Annotated in this window: 19 protein-coding genes and 1 pseudogene; 14 read left to right on the forward strand and 6 right to left on the reverse strand. The window is 74.0% G+C overall.

The genetic code is table 11. The features are described from left to right. Positions 1-2 precede the first annotated feature (2 nt). Together AB0O11_RS27900 and AB0O11_RS27905 are read left to right on the forward strand one after the other, a co-directional pair. Complete coding sequence (locus tag AB0O11_RS27900; RefSeq protein WP_363392255.1) at positions 3-758, forward strand: 3-oxoacyl-ACP reductase family protein; 756 nt, start codon at positions 3-5, stop codon at positions 756-758. Between the two features lie 115 nt (positions 759-873). After that, the gene (locus AB0O11_RS27905) at positions 874-1,491 is read left to right on the forward strand and encodes a TIGR03086 family metal-binding protein (RefSeq protein WP_363392257.1); all 618 of its coding nucleotides are present in this window, start codon (positions 874-876) and stop codon (positions 1,489-1,491) included. Between the two features lie 156 nt (positions 1,492-1,647). On the opposite strand, the gene AB0O11_RS27910 is transcribed toward AB0O11_RS27905, so the two are convergent. Together AB0O11_RS27910 and AB0O11_RS27915 are read right to left on the reverse strand one after the other, a co-directional pair. Continuing rightward, positions 1,648-2,115 (reverse strand): (2Fe-2S)-binding protein, encoded by a 468-nt coding sequence (locus AB0O11_RS27910; protein WP_363392258.1) that lies wholly within the window; start codon positions 2,113-2,115, stop codon positions 1,648-1,650. Positions 2,116-2,159: 44 nt separating this feature from the next. Beyond that, positions 2,160-4,598, reverse strand: coding sequence for a molybdopterin cofactor-binding domain-containing protein (locus AB0O11_RS27915; RefSeq protein ID WP_363392260.1), 2,439 nt, complete (start codon positions 4,596-4,598; stop codon positions 2,160-2,162). Positions 4,599-5,048: 450 nt separating this feature from the next. Between AB0O11_RS27915 and AB0O11_RS27920 the strand changes: the two genes are divergently transcribed. From AB0O11_RS27920 to AB0O11_RS27935, 4 genes are all read left to right on the forward strand, one after another. Next, complete coding sequence (locus AB0O11_RS27920; RefSeq protein ID WP_363392262.1) at positions 5,049-6,326, forward strand: MFS transporter; 1,278 nt, start codon at positions 5,049-5,051, stop codon at positions 6,324-6,326. Between the two features lie 95 nt (positions 6,327-6,421). Further along, positions 6,422-7,210 (forward strand): Mut7-C RNAse domain-containing protein, encoded by a 789-nt coding sequence (locus AB0O11_RS27925; protein ID WP_363392264.1) that lies wholly within the window; start codon positions 6,422-6,424, stop codon positions 7,208-7,210. 94 nt (positions 7,211-7,304) lie between these two features. Then, positions 7,305-7,730: a cupin domain-containing protein gene (locus AB0O11_RS27930; RefSeq protein WP_363392266.1), complete on the forward strand. Its 426-nt coding sequence runs from the start codon at positions 7,305-7,307 to the stop codon at positions 7,728-7,730. Further along, positions 7,727-9,592 (forward strand): CocE/NonD family hydrolase, encoded by a 1,866-nt coding sequence (locus AB0O11_RS27935; protein ID WP_363392268.1) that lies wholly within the window; start codon positions 7,727-7,729, stop codon positions 9,590-9,592. The genes AB0O11_RS27930 and AB0O11_RS27935 overlap by 4 nt, the downstream gene beginning before the upstream one ends. Positions 9,593-9,639: 47 nt before the next feature. Here the strand turns inward: AB0O11_RS27935 and AB0O11_RS27940 are convergent, their stop codons facing one another. Beyond that, the gene (locus tag AB0O11_RS27940; RefSeq protein ID WP_363392270.1) at positions 9,640-10,716 is read right to left on the reverse strand and encodes a restriction endonuclease; all 1,077 of its coding nucleotides are present in this window, start codon (positions 10,714-10,716) and stop codon (positions 9,640-9,642) included. A gap of 224 nt (positions 10,717-10,940) precedes the next feature. Between AB0O11_RS27940 and AB0O11_RS27945 the strand changes: the two genes are divergently transcribed. Then, positions 10,941-11,441 carry an inorganic diphosphatase gene (locus tag AB0O11_RS27945; protein ID WP_363392272.1) on the forward strand — a complete coding sequence of 167 codons (501 nt, stop codon included), beginning with the start codon at positions 10,941-10,943 and terminating at the stop codon, positions 11,439-11,441. Between the two features lie 49 nt (positions 11,442-11,490). Here AB0O11_RS27945 and AB0O11_RS27950 read toward each other — a convergent pair whose 3' ends face one another. Further along, a complete protein-coding gene (locus tag AB0O11_RS27950; RefSeq protein WP_363392274.1) occupies positions 11,491-12,753 on the reverse strand; it encodes a pyroglutamyl peptidase in 1,263 nt (420 codons plus the stop codon). 258 nt (positions 12,754-13,011) lie between these two features. On the opposite strand from AB0O11_RS27950, the pseudogene AB0O11_RS27955 reads away from it, so the two are divergent. Continuing rightward, positions 13,012-13,563 (forward strand): annotated as a pseudogene (locus AB0O11_RS27955) (TerD family protein); the annotation flags it as partial. A 661-nt stretch (positions 13,564-14,224) separates the two neighbouring features. Here the strand turns inward: AB0O11_RS27955 and AB0O11_RS27960 are convergent. Continuing rightward, positions 14,225-14,878, reverse strand: coding sequence for a TetR/AcrR family transcriptional regulator (locus AB0O11_RS27960; protein WP_363392276.1), 654 nt, complete (start codon positions 14,876-14,878; stop codon positions 14,225-14,227). Between the two features lie 117 nt (positions 14,879-14,995). On the opposite strand from AB0O11_RS27960, the gene AB0O11_RS27965 reads away from it, so the two are divergent. Then, positions 14,996-16,033 carry an aldo/keto reductase gene (locus AB0O11_RS27965; protein WP_363392328.1) on the forward strand — a complete coding sequence of 346 codons (1,038 nt, stop codon included), beginning with the start codon at positions 14,996-14,998 and terminating at the stop codon, positions 16,031-16,033. Positions 16,034-16,175: 142 nt separating this feature from the next. Here the strand turns inward: AB0O11_RS27965 and AB0O11_RS27970 are convergent, their stop codons facing one another. Beyond that, positions 16,176-17,144 (reverse strand): NAD-dependent epimerase/dehydratase family protein, encoded by a 969-nt coding sequence (locus tag AB0O11_RS27970; protein ID WP_363392278.1) that lies wholly within the window; start codon positions 17,142-17,144, stop codon positions 16,176-16,178. A gap of 572 nt (positions 17,145-17,716) precedes the next feature. Here AB0O11_RS27970 and AB0O11_RS27975 point away from each other — a divergent pair. The 5 genes from AB0O11_RS27975 to AB0O11_RS27995 all read left to right on the forward strand — a co-directional run bounded on the left by AB0O11_RS27975 (position 17,717) and on the right by AB0O11_RS27995 (position 24,093). Further along, positions 17,717-20,296 carry an SdrD B-like domain-containing protein gene (locus AB0O11_RS27975; protein ID WP_363392279.1) on the forward strand — a complete coding sequence of 860 codons (2,580 nt, stop codon included), beginning with the start codon at positions 17,717-17,719 and terminating at the stop codon, positions 20,294-20,296. A gap of 127 nt (positions 20,297-20,423) precedes the next feature. Continuing rightward, a complete protein-coding gene (locus AB0O11_RS27980) occupies positions 20,424-21,221 on the forward strand; it encodes a hypothetical protein (RefSeq protein WP_363392281.1) in 798 nt (265 codons plus the stop codon). A gap of 142 nt (positions 21,222-21,363) precedes the next feature. Next, the gene (locus AB0O11_RS27985; RefSeq protein WP_363392283.1) at positions 21,364-22,254 is read left to right on the forward strand and encodes an ABC transporter substrate-binding protein; all 891 of its coding nucleotides are present in this window, start codon (positions 21,364-21,366) and stop codon (positions 22,252-22,254) included. 46 nt (positions 22,255-22,300) lie between these two features. After that, positions 22,301-23,287, forward strand: a complete 987-nt coding sequence (locus AB0O11_RS27990) for an amino acid ABC transporter permease (protein WP_363392285.1) — start codon at positions 22,301-22,303, stop codon at positions 23,285-23,287. Beyond that, entirely contained in the window at positions 23,284-24,093 is an 810-nt protein-coding gene (locus tag AB0O11_RS27995) for an amino acid ABC transporter ATP-binding protein (protein ID WP_363392287.1), read from the forward strand. The genes AB0O11_RS27990 and AB0O11_RS27995 overlap by 4 nt, the downstream gene beginning before the upstream one ends. The last annotated feature ends 8 nt before the right edge of the window (positions 24,094-24,101 follow it).

Genomic DNA, 24,101 nt, shown 5'->3' on the forward strand with positions numbered 1-24,101 from the left:
ATATGACGATGAACGGTGCGGCGGTGCTCGACGGCAAGGTGGCCCTGGTGACCGGCGGCAGCCGGGGGATCGGAGCCGCGGTCGCCCTGCGGCTGGCCGAGGACGGCGCCGACGTGGTGCTGACCTACCAGGGCGGCGCGGAGCGGGCCGAGGAGGTCGCAGACAAGATCACCGCGATGGGGCGGACCGGCTGGGCCGTGCGGGCGGACAGCGCCGACCCGCAGGCGGTGCAGGGCGTGGTCGAGGCCGTCGCCGAGCGGTTCGGGAAGCTGGACGTCCTGGTGAACAACGCCGGCGTCGGCGTCCTCGGCCCGATCGGCGACCTCACGCTGGACGACGTCGACCGGGTACTGGAGGTGAATGTCCGGGCGCCCTTCCTGTACGCCCGGGCGGCCTCCGCGCACCTGGCCGACGGCGGGCGGATCGTCACCGTCGGCAGCTGCATCGCCCAGCGCGTCGCCTTCCCCGGCGCGACGCTGTACGCGACCAGCAAGGCCGCGCTGATCGGCCTGACCAAGGCGCTGGCGCGGGAGCTCGGGCCGCGCGGGATCACCGCCAACCTGGTCCACCCCGGGCCGATCGACACCGACATGAACCCGGCCGACGGCCCGTCGGCGGAGGCCCAGAGCGAGCTCACCGCGCTCGGCCGCTATGGAACCGGCGCGGAGGTCGCCGCCGCCGTCGCCTACCTGGCGGGCCCGGACGGCCGGTACGTCAGCGGCGCCGAGCTGGCGGTGGACGGCGGCTTCGCCGCCTGACCCGTGGTGGCGGCGGGCACGGTGTCGTGCCGGGCGGTGGTCGGCGCCCGTGCTTACGATCACCCGGCACGACACCGTGCTCCCGCACCGGGACCCCCGTACCGAGAGGTGTGCCATGACCGCAGCGGAAGACCCGATCGGGCTGCTCGCCCGGGCCCTCGCGCAGACCGCCGGGCTGATCGACGGCACCGGCGTCGAGCTGGCCGGCCACCCGACGCCCTGCCGCTCCTGGGACGTCGGCGATCTGATCAGCCACCTCCTGCACGACCTGCGGCAGTTCACCGTACGGGCGAAGGGCGGGCAGCCGGACTGGTCGCAGCCCTTCGAACGGGTCGAGGAGGACTGGCTGCACGCCTTCGAGGCCGGGGCGGAGGAGCTGGTCGACGCCTGGCGCGCGGCCGGCGACCTCGGGGGCACCCTGGAGGTCCCCGGCGTCGGCACCCTGCCGGCCCGTTTTCCGGTGGACCAGCAGATCGCCGAATTCGCCGTCCACGGCTGGGACTTGGCCCGCGCCACCGGCCAGTCCACCGAGGGCCTGGACCACGAGGTCGCGCTCGCCTCGCTCGCCTGGGCCCGCGGCGCCCTCAAGCCCGGGTACCGCGGTGCCGAGGAGGAGCACCACGCCGTCGGCCCTGCCGTCGCCGTCCCCGAGGAGGCGCCGGCGTACGACCGGCTCGCCGCCTTCTTCGGCCGCGACCCGGAAGCGCACCCGGAAGCGCACCCGATGGGTTAGCGAGCTGCCGGCGGCTCCAGCGGAACCCGATCTCCGGGTGGCGCGGCGACGGGCCGTCCGAGGAGCGGGGTGGGGCGGCCGCGAAGGAAGTCGGGGTGGTCCGGACCGGCTGGACCGGGGTGCCGGTCGGCGGGGCGAGGGCGCGCCCGCTGCCGCTCAGGGCTTGGCGGCCTGCCGGGCGGCGGCCTGCTTGATCGCCTCGCGGATGCGCGGGTAGCTGCCGCAGCGGCAGATGTTCTGGATCTGGTCGATGTCCGCGTCCGTCGGGTTCGGGGTGTGGCGCAGCAGGGCGACGGCGGTCATGATCTGGCCGGGCTGGCAGAAGCCGCACTGGGCGACGTCGCAGGCCAGCCAGGCCTCCTGGACCGGGTGCAGGACCTCGCCGTCCGCCAGCCCCTCGATGGTGGTGACGGTGTGGCCCGCGCAGTCCTTGACGGAACGGGTGCAGGGCTGGAACTCCTGGCCGTCCAGGTGGCTGGTGCAGGCGCGGCAGACGCCCACCCCGCAGCCGTACTTGGGGCCGGTGACGTCGAGCTTGTCGCGCAGCACCCAGAGCATGGGCATGTCGTCCGGGGCTTCGACGGTGACGGGCCGCCCGTTGAGGACGAAGGTGTGGGTGGGCATGGGGAGTCGGGATTCCTCAGCTGGTGGTCAGAAGGTGCCGGTGGTCAGAAATTGATCGGGAAGGAGCGCGGGCCGGTGCCGGTCGCGCGGGCGTAGGCGTTGGCGACGGCGGCGGAGGCGGCCGGGACGCCCAGCTCGCCCGCACCGCCGGGCGGTCCGCTCGGGGGCATCAGGTGGATCTCGACCACGGGCGGGGTGTGCCGCTGCCGGGCGTAGTGGAAGTCGCCGTAACTGCCTTCCCGGAAAGCCCCGTTGTCCAGGTGGTTGCCGGCCTGGAGGATCACCGAGATGCCGTCGACCAGCGCACCGGTCAGCTGGGCCTCCAGGCCGCTGGGGTTGATCACCCGGCCGACGTCGGCGACGATGACGGCCCTGGTCACCCGGGGGTTGGCCCGGTCGGTGGCGTCCAGTTCGACCAGGTAGGCGGCGCAGGCGCTGTGCTCGTCGTGGTAGCCGATGCCCTGGGCCTGGCCGGGGGGCATCGGGCGGCCCCAGTTCCCCCTCCTGGCGAGTTCGTCCAGCACCGCCCGCCCGGAGGCGCTGCGCATCCGGGCCCGGCGGAAGGCCAGCTCGTCCTGGCCCATCCGGCGGGCGAGTTCGTCCATCATGATCTCGTCGGCGACCCGGACGGTGCCCGAGTAGACCGAGCGCCAGCTGCCGGTGTGCAGCTCCAGGGGCAGTTCGGCGAGCAGCTGGGTGGGCACTCCGACGTCGTACGGGATCTTCTCGGTGAGCAGGAAGAACAGTTCGGAGGCGGTGAGCCCGGCCAGCGGGAGGTTGTAGCCGGCGGCGGTGAGCATGTCGCCGAGGCCGTGCCCGAGGTCGGTGCGGACGCCGGCCACGTGGTGCTCCCAGCTGAACACCTGGCCGAGGCCGTAGGTGGCGCGGATCAGGTGGTGGCTGGCCGGGCGCATCCGGCCGTGGCGCATGTCGTCGTTGCGGGTCCACATCAGCTTGACCGGGCGGCCGGCGGCCTTGGAGACCTGGGCGGCCTCCAGTGCGGCGTCGAAGAACAGCCGGCGGCCGAACGAGCCGCCACCGCGCACCACGTGGACGGTGACGGCGTTCTCCGGCAGTCCGAGTTCGGCGGCGATGGTGCCCTGGGCGAGGATCGGGCTCTGCGCGGCGAACCACAGTTCGGCCCGGTTCGGCCGGACGTCCGCGACGGCGGTGAGCACCTCCATCGGGGCGTGGTTGACGAAGGCGAAGTCGAACTCCCCTTCCACGCGGTGGGAGAGCAGCGGCGGTGGGAGGGACGGCAGGTGGGCGGCGCGCAGCCGGGAGCGCACGTCGGCGTCGGACAGGCCCGCGACCGGCCCCGGGTTCCAGGTGGTGCGCAGTGCGTCGCGGGCCTTGAGCGCCTGGTCGAAGGTCTCGGCGAGGACGGCGACGCCGCTCGGGATCCGCACCACGCCGAGCACCCCGGGCATGGCGCGGGCGGCGGAGGCGTCGAGTGACTTGAGGGTGCCGTTGACGGTGTCCGGGCGGGCGACCACGGTGGGCACGGCGCCCGGAATCCGGAGGTCCCCGGCGTACTTGGCACGGCCGGTGACGATGTCGCGGGCGTCGATCCGCCCGGTCGGTTTGCCCACCAGGCGCAGCTGGTCGGCGGTCTTGGGGGCGGCCGGGACGGCGGGTGCGGCGACGCCGGCCGCCTCGGCGGCGAGGTCTCCGTAACCGAGCCGGCGGCCGTCGGGGGCGAGGACGGCGGAGTCGGCGGTGCGCAGGGTGGTCGCGGGAACGTTCCAGCGCTTGGCGGCGGCGGTCACCAGCCGGGCCCGGGCGGCGGCGGCCGCGGCGCGCACCGGGTCGTACAGCGAGCGGATCGAGTTGGAGCCTCCGGTCAGCTGGTTGAACTGCAGCTCGGGGCGGGCGTCGGAGAGCGGGACGTCGACGTCGGAGAGCCGGGCGTCGAGCTCCTCGGCGACGATCATGGCGATCGCGGTGGTGAGGCCCTGGCCGACCTCCAGCCGGGGCAGGTACAGCGCGGCGCGCCCGGCGGTGGTGACTTCGAGGACCAGCAGGTACGAGGTCGGCAGCCCGGCGATGATCATCGCGTCGCCGAGGTCGACGATGTCCGGGATGCCGGGCAGGCCGATCAACTGCTGGGGGAGGGCGGTCTCCCGGGCGGGCACGGCCGCCCCGGTGGGGGTCGGGGCGGCGGCCTGCGCGGTGGCGGGTGCGGCGGCGTCGAGGCCGAGGCGGGCGGCGACGGTGAGGGTGGGCGCGGCCAGCAGGTAGGTGAGGAAGCGCCGGCGGCGGGTGGCGCCGTCCGTCGCCCGGGCGTCCGGGGCGTCAGGGATGTGCGGGGTGTTCGGGAGGGCGTGGGTGCGCGGGCGTCCGGCGTCGCCCGGTTGGCCGGTGGAGTCCGAGGGGGCGATGGAGGTGCTGATGGGAGGACACCCTTCGAGCCGGAGACGGCGACGGAACGGGCGGGCGGGGCGGCCCCGGCCCGGTGCCGGATCGCGAACGCCGTTGAGCATAAAAGGGTGCTACTGACGGGTCAACACGGTCAAAGTTGCTCCCTGGTCTGCCTGATCGCGGTTTTGTGACGGTCGGCGGGAGCGGATTCGGAGCGGGTACGGACGGCGCTTCGGAGGTGCGGGCGAGGCCCGGGCGAGACCGTCTCGAAGGGCCCAGGGGCGCCAACTGGCGCACCTCGCACGCGGGTTCAGGGCTCGGTCGGCGGTGCGGCGGCGGAAGGAATTGGCCCAGGGAATTCCTTGATCACTGGACCGGTCCACTGGGCCGGTCCTTCCCTAGGGTTGGGGGCGCACCGGAACCGGCGGTTGCGGAGACCGACTCCGCGCGCCGCCCGTCCGGGGCCACGGACAAGGGTGACGGACCGTGAGTCGTCCACCCGCCGTGGACACGTGCGGGTGACCGCCCGGCACGTCCGGCGGGCGACACCCGCGAACGAGTGAAGGAGGGGCATGCCGACCGACCGAGCCGCCCGTTGGGACGCCCTGCCGCCCGCCGGGCCCCAGCGGACCCTGGCCGCAGCCCAGTTGGCCGCCGCCGTGGGCGACGGTGCGTACTACACCTGCTCCGCGCTCTACTTCACCCGGGTGGTCGGGATGTCGCCGACCGCCCTCGGGCTCGGCCTCACCCTCGCCTGGGCGCTCGGCTCCGTCGCCGGCGTCCCGCTGGGCCACCTCGCCGACCGGCGCGGCCCGCGCCGCACCTCGGTGGCGCTCGCGCTCGGCACGGCGGCCGTGGTCGCCGCCTTCCTGGTGATCCGCTCCTACCCGCTGTTCCTGCTCGGGGTCTGCCTCTACGCCACCGCGCAGTCCGGTCTGACCGCCGCCCGGCAGGCGCTGGTCGCCGCCCTGGTGCCGCCCGCCCAGCGGACCGCGCTGCTCGCCCACGTCCAGTCGACCCTCAACGGCGGACTGGCCGTCGGCGCGGCGATCGGCGGCATCGCGCTCGGCGTCGGCACCCGCGCCGCGTACCTGGCCGCCTTCGCCGTCACCGCGTGCGGGTTCCTGATCGGCGCGCTGGTCCTGCGGCGGCTGCCCGAAGCCCCGCCCGCGGCAGGGCCGTCGGACGCCGGGCCGCGGCTGGCCGTGCTGCGCGACCGCCGGTACGCGGCCGTCACCGTGGTCAACGCCGTGCTGCTGCTGCGGATGCCGCTGCTCAGCCTGATCATCCCGCTCTGGATCGCCGAGCGCGCCCCCGGGATCGGCTGGCTCGGCTCGGCGCTGTTCGTGCTCAACACCCTCGCGGTGCTGGCCTTCCAGGTCCGGGCGGCGCGCGGCGTCACCGGTTTGGACCCGGCCGCCCGGGCGGTCCGCTCCGCCGGCCTGCTGCTGCTCGGCTCCTGCGCCGTCTTCGGGCTGTCCGCGCTGGACGTGCCGGTCTGGGCGGTCGCCGCGCTGCTGGTCGCCGCGTCCGTCCTCCAGGTGGCCGGAGAGATGCGGCAGTCGGCCGGCAGCTGGCAGATCGCCTTCGACCTCGCCCCGCCCGGGCGGATCGGCCAGTACCAGGGCTTCTTCGGCACCGGCGTCGCCGTCGCCCGCACCCTCGGGCCACTGCTGCTCACCGCGCTGCTGCTGGACGGGGGCCTGGTCGGCTGGCTGGTCCTGGGCGGGCTGTTCCTCGCGGCCGGGTGCGCGATGGGTCCGGTCGCCCACTGGGCGGCGCGGGACCGCGGTCACGAGATGTCACCGCCGTCGCCGGTGGTGCCGGGCACCGTGCCGGGGACGCCCTGACGACCGGCACCGCGTCGGGGCCCGACCTCGAACGCCGCGACGGCGGGCCGGAAACCCGGTGGCCCCGGCCCGCCGCCCGCTGGCATGCTGGCCACGTGGACCGACCCCAGATCTGGCTCGACTTCGCCCCCGAACTGCACCTCTTCGTCTCCGCGCCCCGGCGGGCCGGCCGCACCGCGCTGCGCACCGACGGCACCTCCACCCTCGGCCACGTCGTCGAGTCCCTGGGTGTCCCGCTCACCGAGGTCGGCGGCCTGCTGGTGGACGGCCGGGCGGTGCCCGAGGCCCACGTTCCGGCCGACGGCGAGGAGATCGCCGTCCGGGCCGTGACCAGGCCGCAGCCCTCGCCCGTCCCGCCGCGCTTCCTGCTGGACGTCCACCTCGGCACCCTCGCCCGCCGGCTGCGCCTGCTCGGCGTGGACGCCGCGTACGAGAACCCCGACATCGGCGACGCCGCGCTGGCCGCCCGCTCGGCCGCCGAGGAGCGGATCATGCTCTCCCGCGACCGCGGCCTGCTGCGCCGCCGCGAACTGTGGGCCGGCGCCTACGTCTACAGCCACCGCCCCGCCGAGCAACTGCGCGACGTGCTCTCCCGGTTCGCGCCGTCGCTCGCCCCCTGGAGCCGCTGCACCGCCTGCAACGGCACGCTGCGGCCGGCCACCAAGACCTCGGTGCGCGAGCAGCTGCGGGACGGCACCGAGCGCTCCTACGACGCCTTCGCCCAGTGCACCGACTGCGGCCAGGCCTACTGGCGCGGCGCCCACCACGCCCGGCTGGAGGCGATCGTCACCGAGGCGGTGCGCGACTTCGGGGACGGCCGGACCACCGGACACGGCCAGGGGCCCGGGGAGGACCAGGGCCGGATCGGGGTCGTCTCAGGGTAGCCCGCTCTGGCGGACGGCCGGGCGCCCGTGATCCCATCGGCGGTGGGGGACGAGACCACGCTACTCGCTCGTACGAGAGAGGCCAGGTCGTCGCATGAGCAATCAGGCAGGTCAACAGCCCTTCCGCAGCGCGGACACGGAGGACGCGCCGGTGGTCACCGCCCCGGACGGGGCCGAGGTGCGCCCGCTGCTGGTCCTGGAGGGCGCCGGGAGCCTCGCGGTCTTCGTGCTCGCCCCCGGGCAGGTGACCCACGCGGTGTCGCACGCCACCGTGCAGGAGTTGTGGCAGGTCACCGCGGGCAGCGGAGAGCTGTGGCGCCGCCAGGGCGGGCACGAGGAGACCGTACGGCTCACGCCCGGCACGGCGGTGTCGATACCGCTGGGCACCGCGTTCCAGTTCCGGACGGACGCGGACTCCGACGGGCCGCTGCGGATCACCGCCGTCACCATGCCGCCCTGGCCGGGGACGGACCGCGAGGCGCGGCCGGAAGAAGGCCCCTGGAAGGGGACCGTCCGATGAGGCGGGGGCTGCTGCGCCGCCCGCTGGCGGCGCTGGTCGCGGTCGCGGCCGTGCTCGGGCTCTCGGCCGTCCCGGCAGCCGCCGCCGGGCCCGCCGGGCCTGCCGAGCCGCATCTGCGCTCGCGCTACGTCACCATGCCGGACGGGGTCCGCCTCGCCGTCGACGTCTACCTGCCCGAGGGCACCCGGGCCGGCGCCGGACTGCCCACCGTCCTGGTCACCCAGCGCTACTGGCGGGCCAGGGTCCGGACCGGCGAATCCGGCGGCACCAGCGGCGAGGCCGAGCAGTGGACCGCCCGCGGCTACGCCTTCGTGGTCGCCGACCTGCGCGGCACCGGCGCCTCCTTCGGCACCCTCGGCTCCGAACTCGGCGCCGACGCGATCGCCGACAGCGGCCCGCTCAGCGACTGGATCGCCGCCCAGCCCTGGTCCAACGGCCGGGTCGGCACCACCGGCATCTCCTACGGCGGCGACACCGCGATGCTCGCCACCGCCCTCCGCAACCACCACATCACCGCCGCGGCCCCGATCTCCTACGACTTCGACCCCTACGAGGACCTGGTGCGCCCCGGCGGCGTGCTCATCGAACCCCGGGTCGCCCCGTACGCGCTGCTGCTGCGCATCCTCGACCAGGCCGGCGGCACCACGTGCGAGACGGACGAGCAGGCCCGGCAGCTCTGCGCGCACGTCGGCCTCACCGGCCTCCAGCCCCGGCCGGTCGACGGCTCCGACGGCCAGGCCCTGCTCGCCGCCGCGCGCGCCGAGCACGCGAACAACGCCAACCTGGTCGAGATGGCGAACGCCGGTGCCTACCGCGACTACCGGGACGGCCCGAAGAGCTGGACGGTCGGCAGCGTCGGCGAGAAGACCGACGCCGTCGAAGCCGGCCGGGTGCCCGTCCTGACCCGGGCCGGCTGGCTCGACGCGGGCACCGCCAACGGGGCGCTCTCCCAGTTCACCGGCCTGTCCAACACCCAGGACGCCTGGATCGGGCCCTGGAACCACGGCGCCGGCTGGCGCGCCGACCCGTTCCGGCCCGCCCGCCCGCTCACCGCGCAGGAACACGACGAGAACGACCGGCGCGTGCTCGACTTCTTCGACCGCTACGTCCGGGGCGACGCCCGCCCCGACGGCCGGCGGCAGGTGCACTACTACACCTTCAACGAGGGCGTCTGGCGCACCACCACCCGCTGGCCGGTACCGGGCACCCGCACCCAGCGGTTCCACCTCGGCGAGGGCGGCACGCTCGGCAGCCGACCGGACGACCGCCGCACCGGCTCCGACCCGCTGCACCTCGACCCGACCGCGGGCACCGGCCCGCTGGACCGCTGGAACACCAACCTCAGCGGTGACGAGGTCAGTTACCCCGACCGCGCCGCCGTCGACGCCAAGCTGCTCAGCTACACCACCGCGCCGCTGACCGCCGACACCCGGGTCACCGGCAACGGCAAGGTCACCCTCGACGTCACCGGACTGGCCGGCTCGGCCCGCGGCGCCCTGCACGTCTACCTGGAGGACGTCGCGCCGGACGGCCGGGTCACCTACCTGACCGAGGGCCAACTGGCCCTGGCCGACCGGGCGGTGGCCGACCGCGAGGACAACCCGGACTGGCGCCGGCTGCGCACGCCGCGCAGCTACGCCGCCGAGGACGCCGAGGACTTCCCGCAGGGCCGCGCCCAACGCGTCACCATCGACCTCCAGCCCGTCTCGGTACTGTTCCGCTCCGGCGAGCGGATCAGGCTCACCGTCGCCGCCGCCAACCCCGACTCCTTCCAGCTGCTCCCGGCCGACGGGCGGGCGAGCTACCGGATCGGCTGGGGCGGCGACCGGGGATCGGCGCTGGAACTGCCGGTCGTGCGCTGAGGTACGCCGCACGGGGCGCCCGGCTTCGGCCGGGCGCCCCGCCCCCGTCACGCGTCCACGACCTCCAGCCCGTACGCGATCACGGCCTGGCGCAGCCCGCCCGGGTACCCGGCGAGCGCGGGGGTGAACTCCCAGTCCCCGGAGGGCTCGCGGTCGAACCGGCCGAGCCGCATCGCGGTGTTGGTCTCCGCGCCGTCCGCCAGGTGCACCACGGCCGCGTCCTGCCCGGAGCCGGCCTCCAGGATCAGCGCCGGCCCGGCGAACCCGCCCATGGTGGCCCCGGGGTGGTTCTCGGTGTCGGCGGCGGCGATGACGACCAGCCGGTCGACTTCGGCGGGCAGCGCGTCGAAGTCGACCATCAGGCAGGCGTTCGCGTCGCCGTAGCCGGTCACCAGCCGCACCGAACCGTCGGGCGTCGAGGCGTTGTTGTAGAACACCAGGTGGTCGTCGGAGAGCGCCACGTTCCCCGTGCAGACCAGGGCGGCGATGTCGTACTCCTCCTCCCCGGTCCAGTGCAGGAGCAGGCGGGAGGGCTCGGCGGCCACCTCGATCGCGGGCAGTCCGTCCAGGGCGCCGGCCTCGGCGGAGGCCTCGTCCTGGGCGGCCTCGAAGACCTCGTGGAAACCGTGGTGCTTGAGCAGCCCGACCAGCTCGGCGCCGTTGATCAGGCTGATCGGCTTGCCCGCGACGAACTGGTGCGAGCTGGGGCCGAACCTGCTGGTGGTGACCAGGACGGCCTTGGTCGCGGCCTGGTCGTGCCGCAGCGTCCCGTACAGGTCCCGCACCGCCGTGGGCGTCACCGTGTCCCGGTACCGCTTCACCTGCACGATGACGTTGCCGCCGCGGAACGGGTCGGGGTCGATGCCGCGGACGTCCACCCCGCCGTCCCGCGACCGGGCGGTGAGCTCGACCTTCATGCCCATCGCCTCCATCAGCCGGGCGATCAGTCCCTCGAACTCGATCGGGTCCATCGCCAGCAGGAGCTGGAGCTCACGGACGCGCTTGGCCATCCGGCCGCGATTGGCGTTGGTGTCGTCGCGGAGGTGACGGAAGAGCGCGCGCTGGGCGCGGCGTTCGTCGGCGTCGGGGTTGCTGAGGCGGTGGAGCTTCCGGCTCCGGGACATGGGCGTGCCCCCTCTTGCATGGTGACGGTTGTTGCAGCCGTCACCGTAGGGGAATCGTGGACGAAGGACTGTCGCGCCGTCAGTTCGCAGCCCAATCGAGACCTGGGACGGGTGCAGGTCGAGGGTCCAAGGCGCGGGTGGTGCGGGCGCCCGACCGGCCGGGGTGCTTTCGGCCGCCGTCCGGACGGCGGACAATTCCGCCAGGAGCCGAGGAGGAGGCCGCGGTGGAGTTCGAGGTCATGATCGAGATCCCGCAGGGGTCGCGGAACAAGTACGTGATGGACTTCGCGGCGGGCCGGATCCGCCTGGACCGCACCCTCTTCACGGCCACCCGCTATCCCGCCGACTACGGCTACGTCGAGGGCACCCTCGGCGGCGACGGGGAGCCGCTGGACGCCCTGGTGCTCGGCGGCGAGCCGGCCGTCCCCGGCTGTGTGCTGACCTGCCGGGCGGTGGCCATGTGGGTGATGCGCGACGAGCGCGGCCCGGACCAGAAGGTGCTCTGCGTGCCGGCTCACGACCCGCGCTACGCGGGCCTGCGGGACATCGACGACCTGCGCGAGTTCGACCTGCTGGAGATCACCCACTTCTTCCTGGTGTACAAGGACCTGGAGCGCGGCAAGTCCGTCGAGGGCTCGCACTGGGTGGGCCGCGACGCCGCCCACGCCGAGATCGCCGAGTCGCGCGCCCGCGCGGCGGGCACCCGCTACGCCGACCCGGTCTGAACGGCGCCCGGGACGGGCCGGTGTCCCTCCGCCCGCCCCGGACGGTCCGTCAGAGCCGGGCGGTGCTCAGGATCGCCCGCACCTCGTCGCCGATCGCGGCCTCGTTCTGCTCGAACTCCGGCGCGGTGAGCAGGTTCGGGTCGGCCGGCAGGCCGGTCAGGACCGGGGTGTGCAGATGGCCGCCGGGCAGGCCCGGGGCGAGGAGCGCGCGCAGCCGGTTGGAGCGGTAGGCGACCTCGTTGGAGAGGTACCCGCCGCCGCCCCCGGCGACCGCGCGGGAGCCGGGGGTGGGTCCGTCCGGCCGGAAGACCGGGGCGGTGGCGCCCGCCGGGATCTCGGTGACGAAGGTGTTGAGCAGCACCGGGAAGGGCTGCTGGACGGCCCGCATGGCGTCGGTCGGCAGGGTGGTGCGGACGAACTGCGGCCCGGGGGCCAGCCCCGGGGCGTCCACCGGGTGCTGGGAGGTGCCGCCGGAGAGCGCGGCCACGTTGTCGGTGGCCGGGTCGGCGGAGCGGGCGCGCCCGGCCCACTCCTCCAGGGTGAACTTGCCCGGGTAGCCCTGGCTGATGCTGGTGATCAGGTCGGCGGACTGCCGGCCGGGCCGCAGGTGCGGGGCGAAGGCGCGCTCCGCGATGCCCTCGTCGAAGTCCCCGTAGCGCACCGGCAGCACGACCGCCCGCACCTCGGCGGTGCTGCCGTCGGCCAGGGTGATCCGCTGCCCGTGCAGCTGCAGGACGGCCGAGCCGGAGGGGTTGGCGCGGCGCGGCTCGGCGTCCAGGCCGAACGGGTCGAAGCCGCTGACGAAGATACGCCGGACGCCGGGGGCGGACTCGAAGCCGTCGTCCAGACCGCGCGAGGCGTCCTCGAAACGGGCCCGCAGCGCGGCGTGGTCGACCTCGAACCGGGGCTGCCACCGGGCGAGCTGGACGGTCATGGCGAGCCTGGTCCAGTACAGCGGGCGGTCGTCCCGGGCGGGCAGTTCGCCGCTCGGCCGCCGGCCCTGGGCGCGGTCCAGGCCGGCCTGCCAGAGCGTCCGTCCCCAGGTGTCCACCACCCGTTCGGCCTGCCGGGCGTTGCCGGCGGCGCACAGGGCGGAGGGGAAGCCGCCGAGCAGCTCGCCCAGGCCGGAGCGCTCGGTGAAGGCGGCCAGGCGCGCGTCCTGGAGGCGGGCCTGCTCGGCGTCCAGCGGCACCGTGGCGGAGGTGCGGCAGCCGGCCTGGGCGGCCTGGGCGGCTGCGGCCGGGGCCAGCAGGGCGGCGAGCGTTCCGGTGAGAGCGGCGGCCAGTCCGGCGGCACGACGTAGACATGTCATGTGGGCTGACAATAGGTCCGGACCTGACGGCCCGCCAGGGTGCCGGTGCGGTGCCCGTGGGCCGGGCCGGTGGCTGAGCGTGCCGCCGGATAGGGGGTGCCCCGGTGCCGGCTCCGCAGCCCGCGGGTGGTGTTCCGCCGCTGGCGGGGCGTGTTTCGGCCTTGGCGGAAAGCTGACGGTTCGACCGGGAACCGACGCGAGTTCTACAGCGTTGTCGTGGTCGAACAGCGGTACTCGTACGGTGGTGGAGGAAGTTCCATGAGCGTGGCCCTGACGAAGGGCGGCAACGTCTCCCTGGGCAAGCAGGCCCCCGGGCTCCGGGTGGTCCGGGTGGGCCTCGGCTGGACGGCCGGGGCCGGGTACGACCTGGACGCGAGCGCGCTGCTCTGCGGTGCGGACGGAAAGGTCGCTTCGGACCAGCACTTCGTCTTCTTCAACAACCTGCAGAGCCCGGACGGCTCGGTCCGGCACCAGGGCGGGTCCGGCGGCGGCGCCGACCGCGAGCAGATCGAGGTCCGGCTCGCGGACGTCTCCGCCGGGGTGGAGAAGATCGTCTTCGCGGTGGCGATCTACGACGCGGCGCAGCGGCGGCAGACCTTCGGGCAGGTCCGCGGCGCCTACATCCGGGTCGTCGATCAGGACGGCGGCGCCGAGGTGGCCCGGTACGACGTGGCGCCGGAGGCCGGCAGCGAGACGGCGATGGTGTTCGGCGAGCTGTACCGGCACGGCGCGGACTGGAAGTTCCGGGCGGTCGGGCAGGGGTACGCCGCGGGGCTCGCGGGCATCGCCACCGACTTCGGGGTGGACGTCCTGCAGCCGGCGCCCGCCGCCGCCCCGCCCGCTCCGGTGAAGCCGCCCGTCGCCCCGCCCGCGCCGCTCGCGGCCCCGGCCGTGCTGCCCGCCTCCGCACCCGCCGTTCCGATGACCCAGCCAGCAGCAGGGAGTTCCCCCGTGACGTGTTTCTTCGACCCCTCGCACGGCGCCGGCACCACCGCGGTGCTGTGGTCGCCGCAGTGGGGCGTGCCGCGCCAGATCGAGGCCTGCGTGGCCTGCGCCCAGCGGGTGCAGACCAACGTCCCGCCGTTCTACACCCCGGCGCAGGCCGGCTACCCGCAGCCGGTCCAGCAGGGCCAGCCGCAGGTGCCCGGCCAGCAGGCCCAGGGCGGGCGGCGCTTCGGCACCGGTGCGCTGATCGGCGCCGGCGCGGCCGGCCTGGTCGGCGGTGCGCTGCTGAACGAGGCCTTCGACGACGACCCGCAGGTGGTCGTCAACAACTACTACGAGGACGACGGCTTCTTCTGAGCCGTCAGGCCGCAGCTCCGGAAGGGCCGTCGGGGGGTGCCCCGGCGGCCCTCGCCGTCGGTGCGGCGCGCTTGAATGCGGGGGGCCCCGGCCACCTGGTCCCTCCCGGACCGACGGCTGTACAACGCTGGTGCGCTGTGCAGCCGTTCGCTTCCCCCGGCTCGCGCGGTCAGTCGCCCCGGTGCCGGTACGCCCCGGCCCGGGCCGCCGCCTCGGCGGCCTCCGCCGCGCGGTCGGCGGCCGCCTCGTCCAGCGGCTCCGCGGTGGTGAGCATCCGATAGTAGAGCGGCGCCGAGACCGCCCGGACGACCTCGAACCCGTCGGTTTCCGGCGGGAGTTCGCCGCGTTCGACGGCCGCCGTGACGCACGGCGCCCACTCCTCGACCCGGCGCCGGTAGAAGTGCCGCAGTGCCTCGGCCGCGTCCGGGTCGCAGTTCGCCGCCACGATGACGGCGCGGAACAGGGCGCCCTGCCGCGGGTCGGCCAGGGTGCGCCGGACGAGCCGGGCGTTGGCCCGCAGGTCCTCCGCGAGGGAGCCGCTGTCGGTGCGCGGCAGCGACTGCTCGGCCATGTCCGCGAGCAGGTCCGCGACCAGCGCGGTGGTGCTGCCCCAGCGGCGGTAGACGGTGGTGCGGCCGACCTCGGCCCGCTGGGCGATGTCGCCGAGGTCGAGGCCGCTGAAGCCGTGCTCGACCAGGGCGTCCTCGGCGGCGCGCAGGACGGCGGCGCGGACCCGGGCGGTCCGGCCGCCGGGGCGGACGGTGCCGGGCGTGGAGGGCTCGGGTGGGGAGGGCTGCTCGGGCTGGGAGGGCTCGACGGCCATTAACGGGATTCCTGTTCCATTAGATGGGTGGACCCTGCTAGGTTCGAGGCATCCTAACGGAATGGGAGTCCCATTAGGGGCTTCGAGGGGAGATTCGTCATGACCGTCACCACCGACATGGAGTACCGCCGGCTCGGCGCGTCCGGTCTCAAGGTGCCCGCGCTCAGCCTCGGCACCGGCACCTTCGGCGGCCGCGGCCCGCTGTTCGGCGCCTGGGGCACCACCGACGTCCAGGAGGCCCGCCGGCTGCTCGACATCGCCATCGACGCCGGGGTCACCCTCTTCGACACCGCCGACGTCTACTCCGACGGCGCCTCCGAGGAGGTGCTCGGCCAGGCGACCCGCGGCCGCCGTGACCAGGTGCTGATCTCCACCAAGGCCGGACTGCCCACCGGCGACGGCCCACAGGACGCCGGCACCTCCCGGGCCCGGCTCGTCCGGAGCGTGGACGACGCGCTGCGCCGCCTGGGCACCGACTACCTGGACCTCTTCCAGCTGCACGCCTACGACGCCGGCACCCCGATCGAGGAGGTGCTCGCCACCCTGGAGGGTCTGGTCCGGGCCGGCAAGGTCCGCTACACCGGCGTCTCCAACTTCTCCGGCTGGCAGCTGATGAAGTCCCTCGCCCTCGCCGACCGGCACGGCCGCCCCCGGTACGCCGCGCACCAGGTCTATTACTCGCTCGTCGGTCGCGACTACGAGTGGGAGCTGATGCCGCTCGCCCAGGAGGAGGGCGTCGGCGCCCTGGTCTGGAGCCCGCTCGGCTGGGGCCGGCTCACCGGGAGGATCCGCCGGGGGCAGCCGCTGCCGGACGGCAGCCGGCTGCACGACACCGCCGACTACGGCCCGCCGGTGGAGGACGAGCTGTTGTACCGGGTGGTCGACGCGCTGGACGAGGTCGCCGCCGAGACCGGCCGCACCGTCCCCCAGGTCGCGATCAACTGGCTGCTGCGCCGTCCCACCGTCTCCTCGGTCATCATCGGCGCCCGCAACGAGGAGCAGCTGCGCCAGAACCTGGGCGCGGTCGGCTGGTCCCTGACGGGGGACCAGGTGGCCCGGCTGGACGCGGCCAGTGCCCGCACCTCGCCGTACCCGTACTTCCCGTACCGCCGGCAGGAGGCCTTCGCCCGGCTCAACCCTCCCATCGCGGGCTGAACGGCTGAACGGCTGAACGGCCGCGCGGTGGAGCAGCGCAGCCGTTCCGCAGGGGCCCCGGCCCGGGAGATGTCCGGGCCGGGGCCGGGCCGGCTGCCGCGGGGCCGCGGTCGGCCCCGCGGCAGCGGCCGCAGTGGTGGCCCTACCGCCGGTGCCAGGCGGCGAGGAGCTCGGCCTCCTGGGCGGGGCCGAGGGTGTCCGGCACGCGCTCGAACGGCTGGATGTCGCGGGCGGTGTCGGCCGCCGGGCGCAGGACGAGGCCGGTGGCGAGGGCGCGCGCCGGATCGGCGGTGCTGGTGGCGCGGGTCTCCGGGATCGCCGGCCAGAGCGGGAGCGCCCGCTGCGTGACGCCGGCGGCGTGGAGGAACTCCTCGGACACCCAGGTGAGGGTGGTGCCGGGCGGGGCGACCGCCGAGGCGATGGCGTCGAGCAGGTCGCCCATGCCGAACGGCGGGGGAGTGGCTGCGTGGTAGGCGCCGGAGGCGCCCCGCTCCAGCAGGGCGACCATCCAGGCGGCGAGGTCGCGGGCGTCGACCACCTGGACCGGTGCGTCCGGCCGGCCCGGGGCGAGCACCTCGCCGCCCCGGGCGAGGCGCTCCACCCAGTAGTCGAAGCGGTGGGTGTAGTCCCGGGGGCCGATCACGTACGTCGGGCGGACCAGCAGCGTCTCCGGGCCGAAGGCCTGCCGGGCGGCGCGCTCGCACTGGACCTTGAGGACGCCGTAGCTCTCGGCGGTGACCTCCTCGGCCTCCGGGCCGTCGGCGGGCAGCAGCGGGGAGTCCTCGGCGTAGCCCGGGGCGGCCGGGACGTCGTACACCGAGAGCGAGGAGACCAGCAGGTAGCGCCCGGCCGCGCCGGGGTCGAGGGCGGCCGCCAACTCCCGGACCTGGCGCGGGAAGTAGGCGCACAGGTCGACGGTGGCGTCCCAACTTCGGCCGCGCAGCGCGGACAGGTCGGCGTCGCGGTCGGCGATCAGGTGGGTGGCGTCCGGGAGCAGTCCGGGGCCGGTCCGGCCCCGGTGCAGCACCGTGACCTCGTGGCCGGCGGCCAGTGCCGCCTCGGTGAAGTGGAAACCGATGAAGCGAGTGCCGCCGATGACCAGAATGCGCATCCGAACATCGTGCCAGCCCGCCCCGCGGCGGTGCCAATCGGTGCGTGGTTGTTGCCCGAGTTGTGGGTGGGGTGGCTGAGTCGGGGGCCGGTATGGAGGGTTCCGGCGGGAAGTGTGTTCGACGGTCAACGACGTGAGGCGGATATCGCCGACGGTGGCGGGCGGTGGTCGGCCGATTCTCGCTGGTCAGTCGCGCGCGGGCGGGGCGGGCGGCGCGACCGTGACGGCCTCGTAACGCCTGATGCCGGGTCAAAGTTCCTTGTTTCCCGGCGAACTTGTGTGAAGTCCCTTTAAGCTCCCGTTAACGATGGCGGCTTTCCGCCACTCGCGAACTCGCTGACGAGAGCGGGCGGGCGGAAGACCCGAACTGGACAATGAGAGCAGGGATGACGACGACAAGTGAACGTACCGCCGGTGCCGCGCGCGGCCCGGGCGGGGGGCGGACGGGTCCACCCGGCCGCCGTGCCGCGGGCCTTCGCACCGCGGGCGGCGCGGTGACGCTGGCCTTGCTGGCCGGTTCCTGGTCCCTGGCAGCGGCCCCACCGGCCTTCCCTCAGACCGGGGACGGCACGGTGGCGGTCCACGTGATCCGGGCCGTGGACACCGACGGTGTGTGGACGCCCGGGCTGGAATCGGGCATGGCGGGCGTGAAGGTGACGCTCACCGACGCCGCCGGGGTCTCGATCGAGGGCACCACGGCGGCGGACGGCACCGTGACGCTGGCGCCGGCCGCGAGCAAGCTGACCGGCGGCAAGTACCGGGTCCAGGTGGTGAATCCGAAGCCGGGCGTGCTCTACCCGGCCTTCGCCTCCCGCGAGGGTCTGGACGGCGGGCCGAACAAGCTGAGCTCCAACGAGGAGTTCGTCGACCTCTCCGGTGGCAAGAAGGTGGAGATCACCACGGGGCTGTGGAGCCCGGGTGACTACTGCCAGAAGAACGCGCCGCTGGTGTCGACCTGTCAGAACCCGCCCGCGGACGGGGACGCCCAGCACACGCTGGTGTCCTTCCCGTACGAATCCCGCGGAACGGCCGGCACCGGCTTCACCCTGACCGACGTGGCCACGGCCGGGCAGACCGGCAACCTCTACGGGATCGCCTGGAACAAGGCCGACCGGCGGGTGTTCTCCTCGGCCCAGGCCAAGCGGACCACCAAGTACGGTGACGGCGGCCCCGGCGGGATCTACGTCACCGATTGGGACAAGAAGAAGACCACGCTGTTCGCCACCGTCCCGAACGCGGGTACCACCCCGCACACCGGGGGCAACGACGACGGCTTCCTGGCCGCGGTGGGCAAGGAGAGCCTCGGCGGCATCAAGATCACCGACGACGGCAAGGACCTCTTCGTCGTCAACCTGAACGACCGCAAGCTGTACCGCTACGACGCCACCGCGGCGAAGGCGGCCGAGCCCAAGGCCGCCTATGCCATCCCGGACCCGGGCTGCCCGGCATCGGGGGACTGGCGTCCGTACGGCCTCGGCATCCAGGACGGCACCGGCTTCCTCGGTGGCGTCTGCTCGGGCGAGTCCACCGGCAAGGCCTCGGACCTGCGGGCCGTGGTGCTGCCGTTCGACCTGTCCACGGGCGCGTTCAAGTCGGCGGTGCTGAACCAGCCGCTGGACTACCCGCGCGGCACCACGGTCGGCGGGCCGTGCCCCGGCACAGGCTGGTTCCCGTGGCAGGACACCTTCCCGACCACCCAGAAGGGCCAGGCCTGCGGGGACAACTACCTGGCCAACCCCGAGCCGGCGGTGGCCGAGATCGCCTTCGAGACCGACGGCTCGATGCTGCTCGCCTTCCGGGACCGCTTCGGCGACCAGTCGGCGGCCGCCCCGACGGGCGCGGCGATGACCAAGGTCCTGCCCGGCGGTGACCTCCTCAAGGCCTGCCTGGCGAACGGCACGTACGTGCTGGACACCAACCTGGGCTGCGGGTCCACGGCCAAGGGCCAGCGGTTCTTCGACAACGCCCGGATCGGCCACAACAACCCCGCCAACGCCGGGATGGCGTTCTCGAAGGTCGAGGACTCCATCGTGGTCTCGGGCTACGACAGCGACAGCCGGGCCTACGGCTACGGCAGCGCCTTCCAGAAGCGCGACGGCAAGGCGGACGGCGGCGTGCGGCTCAACACGGGCTCCGCCATCCCGCCGTTCGGCAAGGGCGCCGCGATGGGCGACCTGGAGGTCCTCTGCGACCAGGCGCCGCTCCAGATCGGCAACCGGGTCTGGTACGACCCCGAGCGCAGCGGCCTCCAACTGCCGGGCCAGAAGCCGGTACCGGGCGCCACCGTGCACCTGTACGACGAGGCGGGCAAGCTCGTCGGCACCACCAAGACGACCGAGCGCGGCGAGTACTACTTCGACAACAGCAACGTCGACGGCGGCCTCAAGCCGAGGACCAAGTACACGATCAAGCTGGACAACCCCGCCGACTACGCCAAGGACGGCCCCCTCTTCCAGTGGGTGCCGACCGACCACGACGTCGGTGACAACCACTTCATCGACTCCAAGGGCATCGTTCCGAAGGGCGGCAAGTTCCCGGAGCGGGCACTGACCACCGGCGGCCCCGGCGAGAACGACCACACCTACGACTTCGGTTTCCGCCTTCAGGAGGGTGCGCTGCGCCTGGTCAAGCACGACCAGGACGGCAAGCCGCTGGCGGGCGCCAAGTTCCAGCTGTGGCACGAGACCAACGGGACCGACGGGCTCCAGCCGACCGGCGACAAGCCCGACACCAAGGTCGGTGAGCCCTGCACGACCGGCGCCGACGGCATCTGCCAGGGCACCGGGGTGCCCGGGACGTACTACTGGCAGGAGCTGAGCCCGCCGGACGGCTACGCGGCGCCGGAGGTCACCGTCTTCGGTCCGCTGAAGCTGACCTCGGCGAACCTCGACGCTGGTGTGGAGGTGACGGCCGTCAACAAGCTGATCCCCACCCCGACGCCGACGCCCACCCCGACCGAGACGCCGACCCCGGCGCCGACGTCGGCGGCTCCGGTTCCGCCGGCCCCGGCACCCCCGGCGCCCGGACAACTGCCCCACACCGGTGCGGGCGAGGGGATGCCGATCGCGCTGACCAGTGCGGCGGCGCTGATCGTCCTCGGCGCCGCCATGGTGCTGGTGGTCCGTAGGCGCAAGGCCGCCCAGCGCGGCTAGCGTTCGCAGTGAGTGGGCCCGGTGCGGGGAGACCGGCACCGGGCCCGAATCGGGCGGGTTCGTGGGACCGTTGGGTCCTCCGGACCCGCCCGACTGTCGTGTCCGACCGAGGAAAGGGAGCGGCTGCATGCCCCGCAAGACGAAGGCCGGGGGCCGCGGGCCCCGCCGGGCCCGGGCCGGCTGGCTCAAGGCCCTGATCGCGATCGTGGTGTGCGGCGCCGCGGCGGGCGGCCTGGCCGTCTACCGGACGGTCTCCGAGGAGGCCGCCGAACGCCCGGTGACCACGGACGAGGCGGGCCGGCTCGCCCTGTCCCGCCTGAACCTCTACCAGGCGAGCCCGGTGGCGGTGACGCTCACGGCCGACGAGGGCGGGGGCGTGAGCATCCGGGTCGAGGGGATCGTCGACTACCGCAACCACCGGGGCGTGGGCCGCTACCGGACCACCGGCGCGAGCGGACCGCTGGACCACGGCCTGATCGTCTGGGACACCGGCGGCCTCGGACTGGCCCCCGACCCGGCCGGCACCGCCACCGATGTCCCGGCCTGGCAGCAGGCCGAGCACATCCCGCGCCAGGGCTGGTCGCCGCGGACCTACACGGCGGACCCGCTGGACGCCGGGCTGAACCTGCTGGTCCAGCTCGGCGCGGACCGCCCCGACAACCCGCTGCTGCTCGCCCAGTCCGGGGCCCGCTGGCTGGGCCAGGACCGGATCGACGGCCGGGGCTACGACCGCTTCGCCGGTCCGCGCGCCCAGGGTTCCGCGCCCGACGGCGCCCGCTCGCCGCTGACCTACTGGGTCGACGGCGACGGCGGGCTGCGCCGGGTGACGATGCGGATGCCGGGGCTGGGCACCCCGACCACCGTCGACCTCACCGGTCGGCAGGCGGACGCCAAGCTGCCCGAGGCCCCGTGGCTCACCGGCTGACCCGGCACCGCCGGAAGGCCGCGGGACGGGGCGGTCAGCCGTACAAAAATCGTTGGTGAGGCAGCAATGGCTTCATCATCTTCCGTTCACCCGGACTCGGCTGCCAGCATCGGCGCACCGTCACCGCCCGAGGGAGTAGCCGATGAACCGCCCCCGTTCCCTGCGCTGTCTGGCCGCACTGTCCCTGGTCGTCCTGGCCGCCACCGCCTGCGGGCGCTCCGACCAGGGCGGCTCCCCGGCCGCCGGCGCGGCGCACGCCGGACAGAACTCCGGGAAGAGCGCCGCCGAGCTGCTCCCGGCGAAGAACAAGCAGAGCGGCGTGCTCAGAGTGGCCACCTCCGTCGGCTACCCGCCGATGGAGATGTACAAGACCGGGACCACCGAGCTGACCGGGGTCGACCCGGACCTCGCCGCCGCTGTCGCGGGGAAGCTCGGCCTGAAGCTGGAGCTCGCCAACTCCTCCTTCGACGGTCTGATCCCCGGCCTCCAGGCCGGCCGCTACGACCTGGTGATGTCCTCCATGACGGACAGCGCGCAGCGCCGCCAGGCCGTCGACTTCGTCGACTACTTCCGCACCGGCGGCGTGATCATGACGAAGAAGGGCAACCCCGAGGGCATCAAGTCCATCGAGGACCTCTGCGGCAAGAAGGTGGTCCTCGCCAAGGGCAGCTCCAACCTGGAGATCGGCGAGCAGCAGAACGCCAAGTGCGCCACCAAGATGGCGATCTCGCAGAGCGAGGACGCCCCGACCGGGCTGCTCCAGCTGGACAGCGAGCGGGCCGTGGCCACGATCGTGGACTACCCGGTGGCGCAGATGTTCGTGCAGAGCAGCGGCTCCTACGAGGTGCTGCCGGAGCAGTACGGAACGGCGCCGTGGGGCATCGCGGTGGCGAAGAAGGACTCCGGGCTGCGCGACGCGGTGCAGAAGGCGCTCCAGGAGCTGATCGAGAGCGGCGAGTACCGCAAGGTGCTGGACACCTACCAGGTCGGCGGCAGCGCGGTGGAGCGCGCCACCGTCAACGCGGCGCAGTGAGATCAGCGGCACCGACGAGATGAGCACCGACATGAGAGACCCCGCGATGCCCGCAGACCCCCCGATGCCCGCCCCGGCGGGCCATGTGCCCCCCGCCGCGGGCGCGTCCGACGACGACCTGGCCTTCGAGGTGACCGGCCGGCCCCGCCCGGCGCGCTGGTTCGCCGTGCTGGCGGCCGCCTTCGTCGCCGTCTGGCTCGCCTGGACCGTCATCGTCAACCCCAACCTGCACTGGGACATCGTCGCCAGGTACCAGTTCGACGGCGTGATCCTGGAAGGGCTCTGGGTGACGGTCCAACTCACCCTGATCTCCCAGGTGGTGGGCATCGTCATCGGCGTGCTGGCGGCGGTGATGCAGCTGTCCGACAGCCCCGTGCTGCGGACCACCGCCGGCGCGTACACCTGGTTCTTCCGCGGCACCCCGCTGCTGGTCCAGCTGATCTTCTGGTTCAACCTGGCGCTGCTCTTCCCGGAGATCAGCATCGGCATCCCGTTCGACGGGCCCAAGCTGGTCAGCTGGCAGTCCAACACCCTGATCACCGGCTTCGTGGCGGCACTGCTCGGCCTGTCGATCAACGAGGGCGCCTACATGTCCGAGATCGTCCGGGCCGGCATCCAGAGCGTCGACCCCGGGCAGCGCGAGGCCGGTGCCTCACTGGGCATGTCCAACCGGCAGATCCTCACCCGGGTGGTGCTGCCGCAGGCGATGCGGGTGATCATCCCGCCGTTCGGCAACCAGTTCATCTCGATGCTGAAGACCACCTCGCTGGTCTCCGTCATCGCCGGCGCCGACCTGATGACCGTCTCGCAGCACCTCTACCTCGCCAACTTCGAGGTGATAGCGCTGCTGATCGTCGCGTCCATCTGGTACCTGGTGCTCACCACCATCGCGAGCGTCGCCCAGCACGCGGTGGAGCGGAGGTTCAACCCGGCCGGCGCCCCGCCGGCGCTGCACCGCCGGGTGCTGGCCAACCTGAGGCCCGGGCGGGGCGGAGCGCGGAAGCGGACGACGAGGAAGGGGGAGGGCGCATGAGGACGATCGACCTGGACAAGCCGGGCGGGCCGGCCACCGAGGTGGTCCTGTCGGCGCGGAAGGTGCGCAAGCGCTTCGGGGACCTGGAGGTGCTGCGCGGCATCGACCTGGAGGTCCGGGCGGGGGAGGTGCTCTGCGTGATCGGGCCCTCCGGCTCCGGCAAGTCCACGCTGCTGCGCTGCTTCAACCACCTGGAGAAGATCGACGCCGGGCGGATCGAGGTGGACGGCGAGCTGGTCGGCTACGAGCCGCACGGCGCCTCCGGCAGCAGGCTGCGCGAGCGCCGGCCGCGCGACATCCGCCACCAGCGCGAGCGGATCGGCATGGTCTTCCAGCGCTTCCACCTCTTCCCGCACCGCACCGCGCTCCAGAACGTGATGGAGGGCCCGATCGCGGTCAAGCGCCGCCCGCGCGAGGAGGCCGGGCGCCAGGCCCGCGAACTGCTCGCCCGGGTCGGCCTGGCCGACCGCGCCGACCACTACCCGGGCCAGCTCTCCGGCGGCCAGCAGCAGCGGGTGGCGATCGCCCGGGCCCTGGCCATGGAGCCGACCATGATGCTCTTCGACGAGCCGACCTCCGCGCTCGACCCAGAGCTGGTCGGCGAGGTGCTCGGCGTGATGCGCGACCTCGCCCGCAGCGGCATGACGATGATCGTCGTCACCCACGAGATGGGCTTCGCCCGTGAGGTCGCCGACCGGGTCGTCTTCATGGACCAGGGCGCCGTCGTGGAGGCCGGCAGCCCGGCCGAGGTGTTCACCGCCCCGCGGCACGACCGCACCCGGGCCTTCCTCTCGACGGTGCTCTGATGGGAGCG

The organism is Kitasatospora sp. NPDC093102, assembly GCF_040683915.1.
In the GTDB taxonomy this organism is placed as follows: Bacteria; Actinomycetota; Actinomycetes; order Streptomycetales; family Streptomycetaceae; genus Kitasatospora.

Excerpts from the sequence above, each read along its gene's own strand:
- AB0O11_RS27960 (WP_363392276.1), bottom strand. The coding sequence starts at position 14,878 with ATGGCCGTCGAGCCCTCCCAGCCCGAGCAGCCCTCCCCACCCGAGCCC.
- AB0O11_RS27995 (WP_363392287.1), top strand. The coding sequence starts at position 23,284 with ATGAGGACGATCGACCTGGACAAGCCGGGCGGGCCGGCCACCGAGGTG.
- AB0O11_RS27900 (WP_363392255.1), top strand. The coding sequence starts at position 3 with ATGACGATGAACGGTGCGGCGGTGCTCGACGGCAAGGTGGCCCTGGTG.
- AB0O11_RS27935 (WP_363392268.1), top strand. The coding sequence starts at position 7,727 with ATGAGGCGGGGGCTGCTGCGCCGCCCGCTGGCGGCGCTGGTCGCGGTC.
- AB0O11_RS27940 (WP_363392270.1), bottom strand. The coding sequence starts at position 10,716 with ATGTCCCGGAGCCGGAAGCTCCACCGCCTCAGCAACCCCGACGCCGAC.
- AB0O11_RS27930 (WP_363392266.1), top strand. The coding sequence starts at position 7,305 with ATGAGCAATCAGGCAGGTCAACAGCCCTTCCGCAGCGCGGACACGGAG.
- AB0O11_RS27980 (WP_363392281.1), top strand. The coding sequence starts at position 20,424 with ATGCCCCGCAAGACGAAGGCCGGGGGCCGCGGGCCCCGCCGGGCCCGG.
- AB0O11_RS27905 (WP_363392257.1), top strand. The coding sequence starts at position 874 with ATGACCGCAGCGGAAGACCCGATCGGGCTGCTCGCCCGGGCCCTCGCG.
- AB0O11_RS27970 (WP_363392278.1), bottom strand. The coding sequence starts at position 17,144 with ATGCGCATTCTGGTCATCGGCGGCACTCGCTTCATCGGTTTCCACTTC.
- AB0O11_RS27920 (WP_363392262.1), top strand. The coding sequence starts at position 5,049 with ATGCCGACCGACCGAGCCGCCCGTTGGGACGCCCTGCCGCCCGCCGGG.
- AB0O11_RS27915 (WP_363392260.1), bottom strand. The coding sequence starts at position 4,598 with ATGCTCAACGGCGTTCGCGATCCGGCACCGGGCCGGGGCCGCCCCGCC.
- AB0O11_RS27985 (WP_363392283.1), top strand. The coding sequence starts at position 21,364 with ATGAACCGCCCCCGTTCCCTGCGCTGTCTGGCCGCACTGTCCCTGGTC.
- AB0O11_RS27990 (WP_363392285.1), top strand. The coding sequence starts at position 22,301 with ATGCCCGCAGACCCCCCGATGCCCGCCCCGGCGGGCCATGTGCCCCCC.
- AB0O11_RS27950 (WP_363392274.1), bottom strand. The coding sequence starts at position 12,753 with ATGACATGTCTACGTCGTGCCGCCGGACTGGCCGCCGCTCTCACCGGA.
- AB0O11_RS27965 (WP_363392328.1), top strand. The coding sequence starts at position 14,996 with ATGGAGTACCGCCGGCTCGGCGCGTCCGGTCTCAAGGTGCCCGCGCTC.
- AB0O11_RS27910 (WP_363392258.1), bottom strand. The coding sequence starts at position 2,115 with ATGCCCACCCACACCTTCGTCCTCAACGGGCGGCCCGTCACCGTCGAA.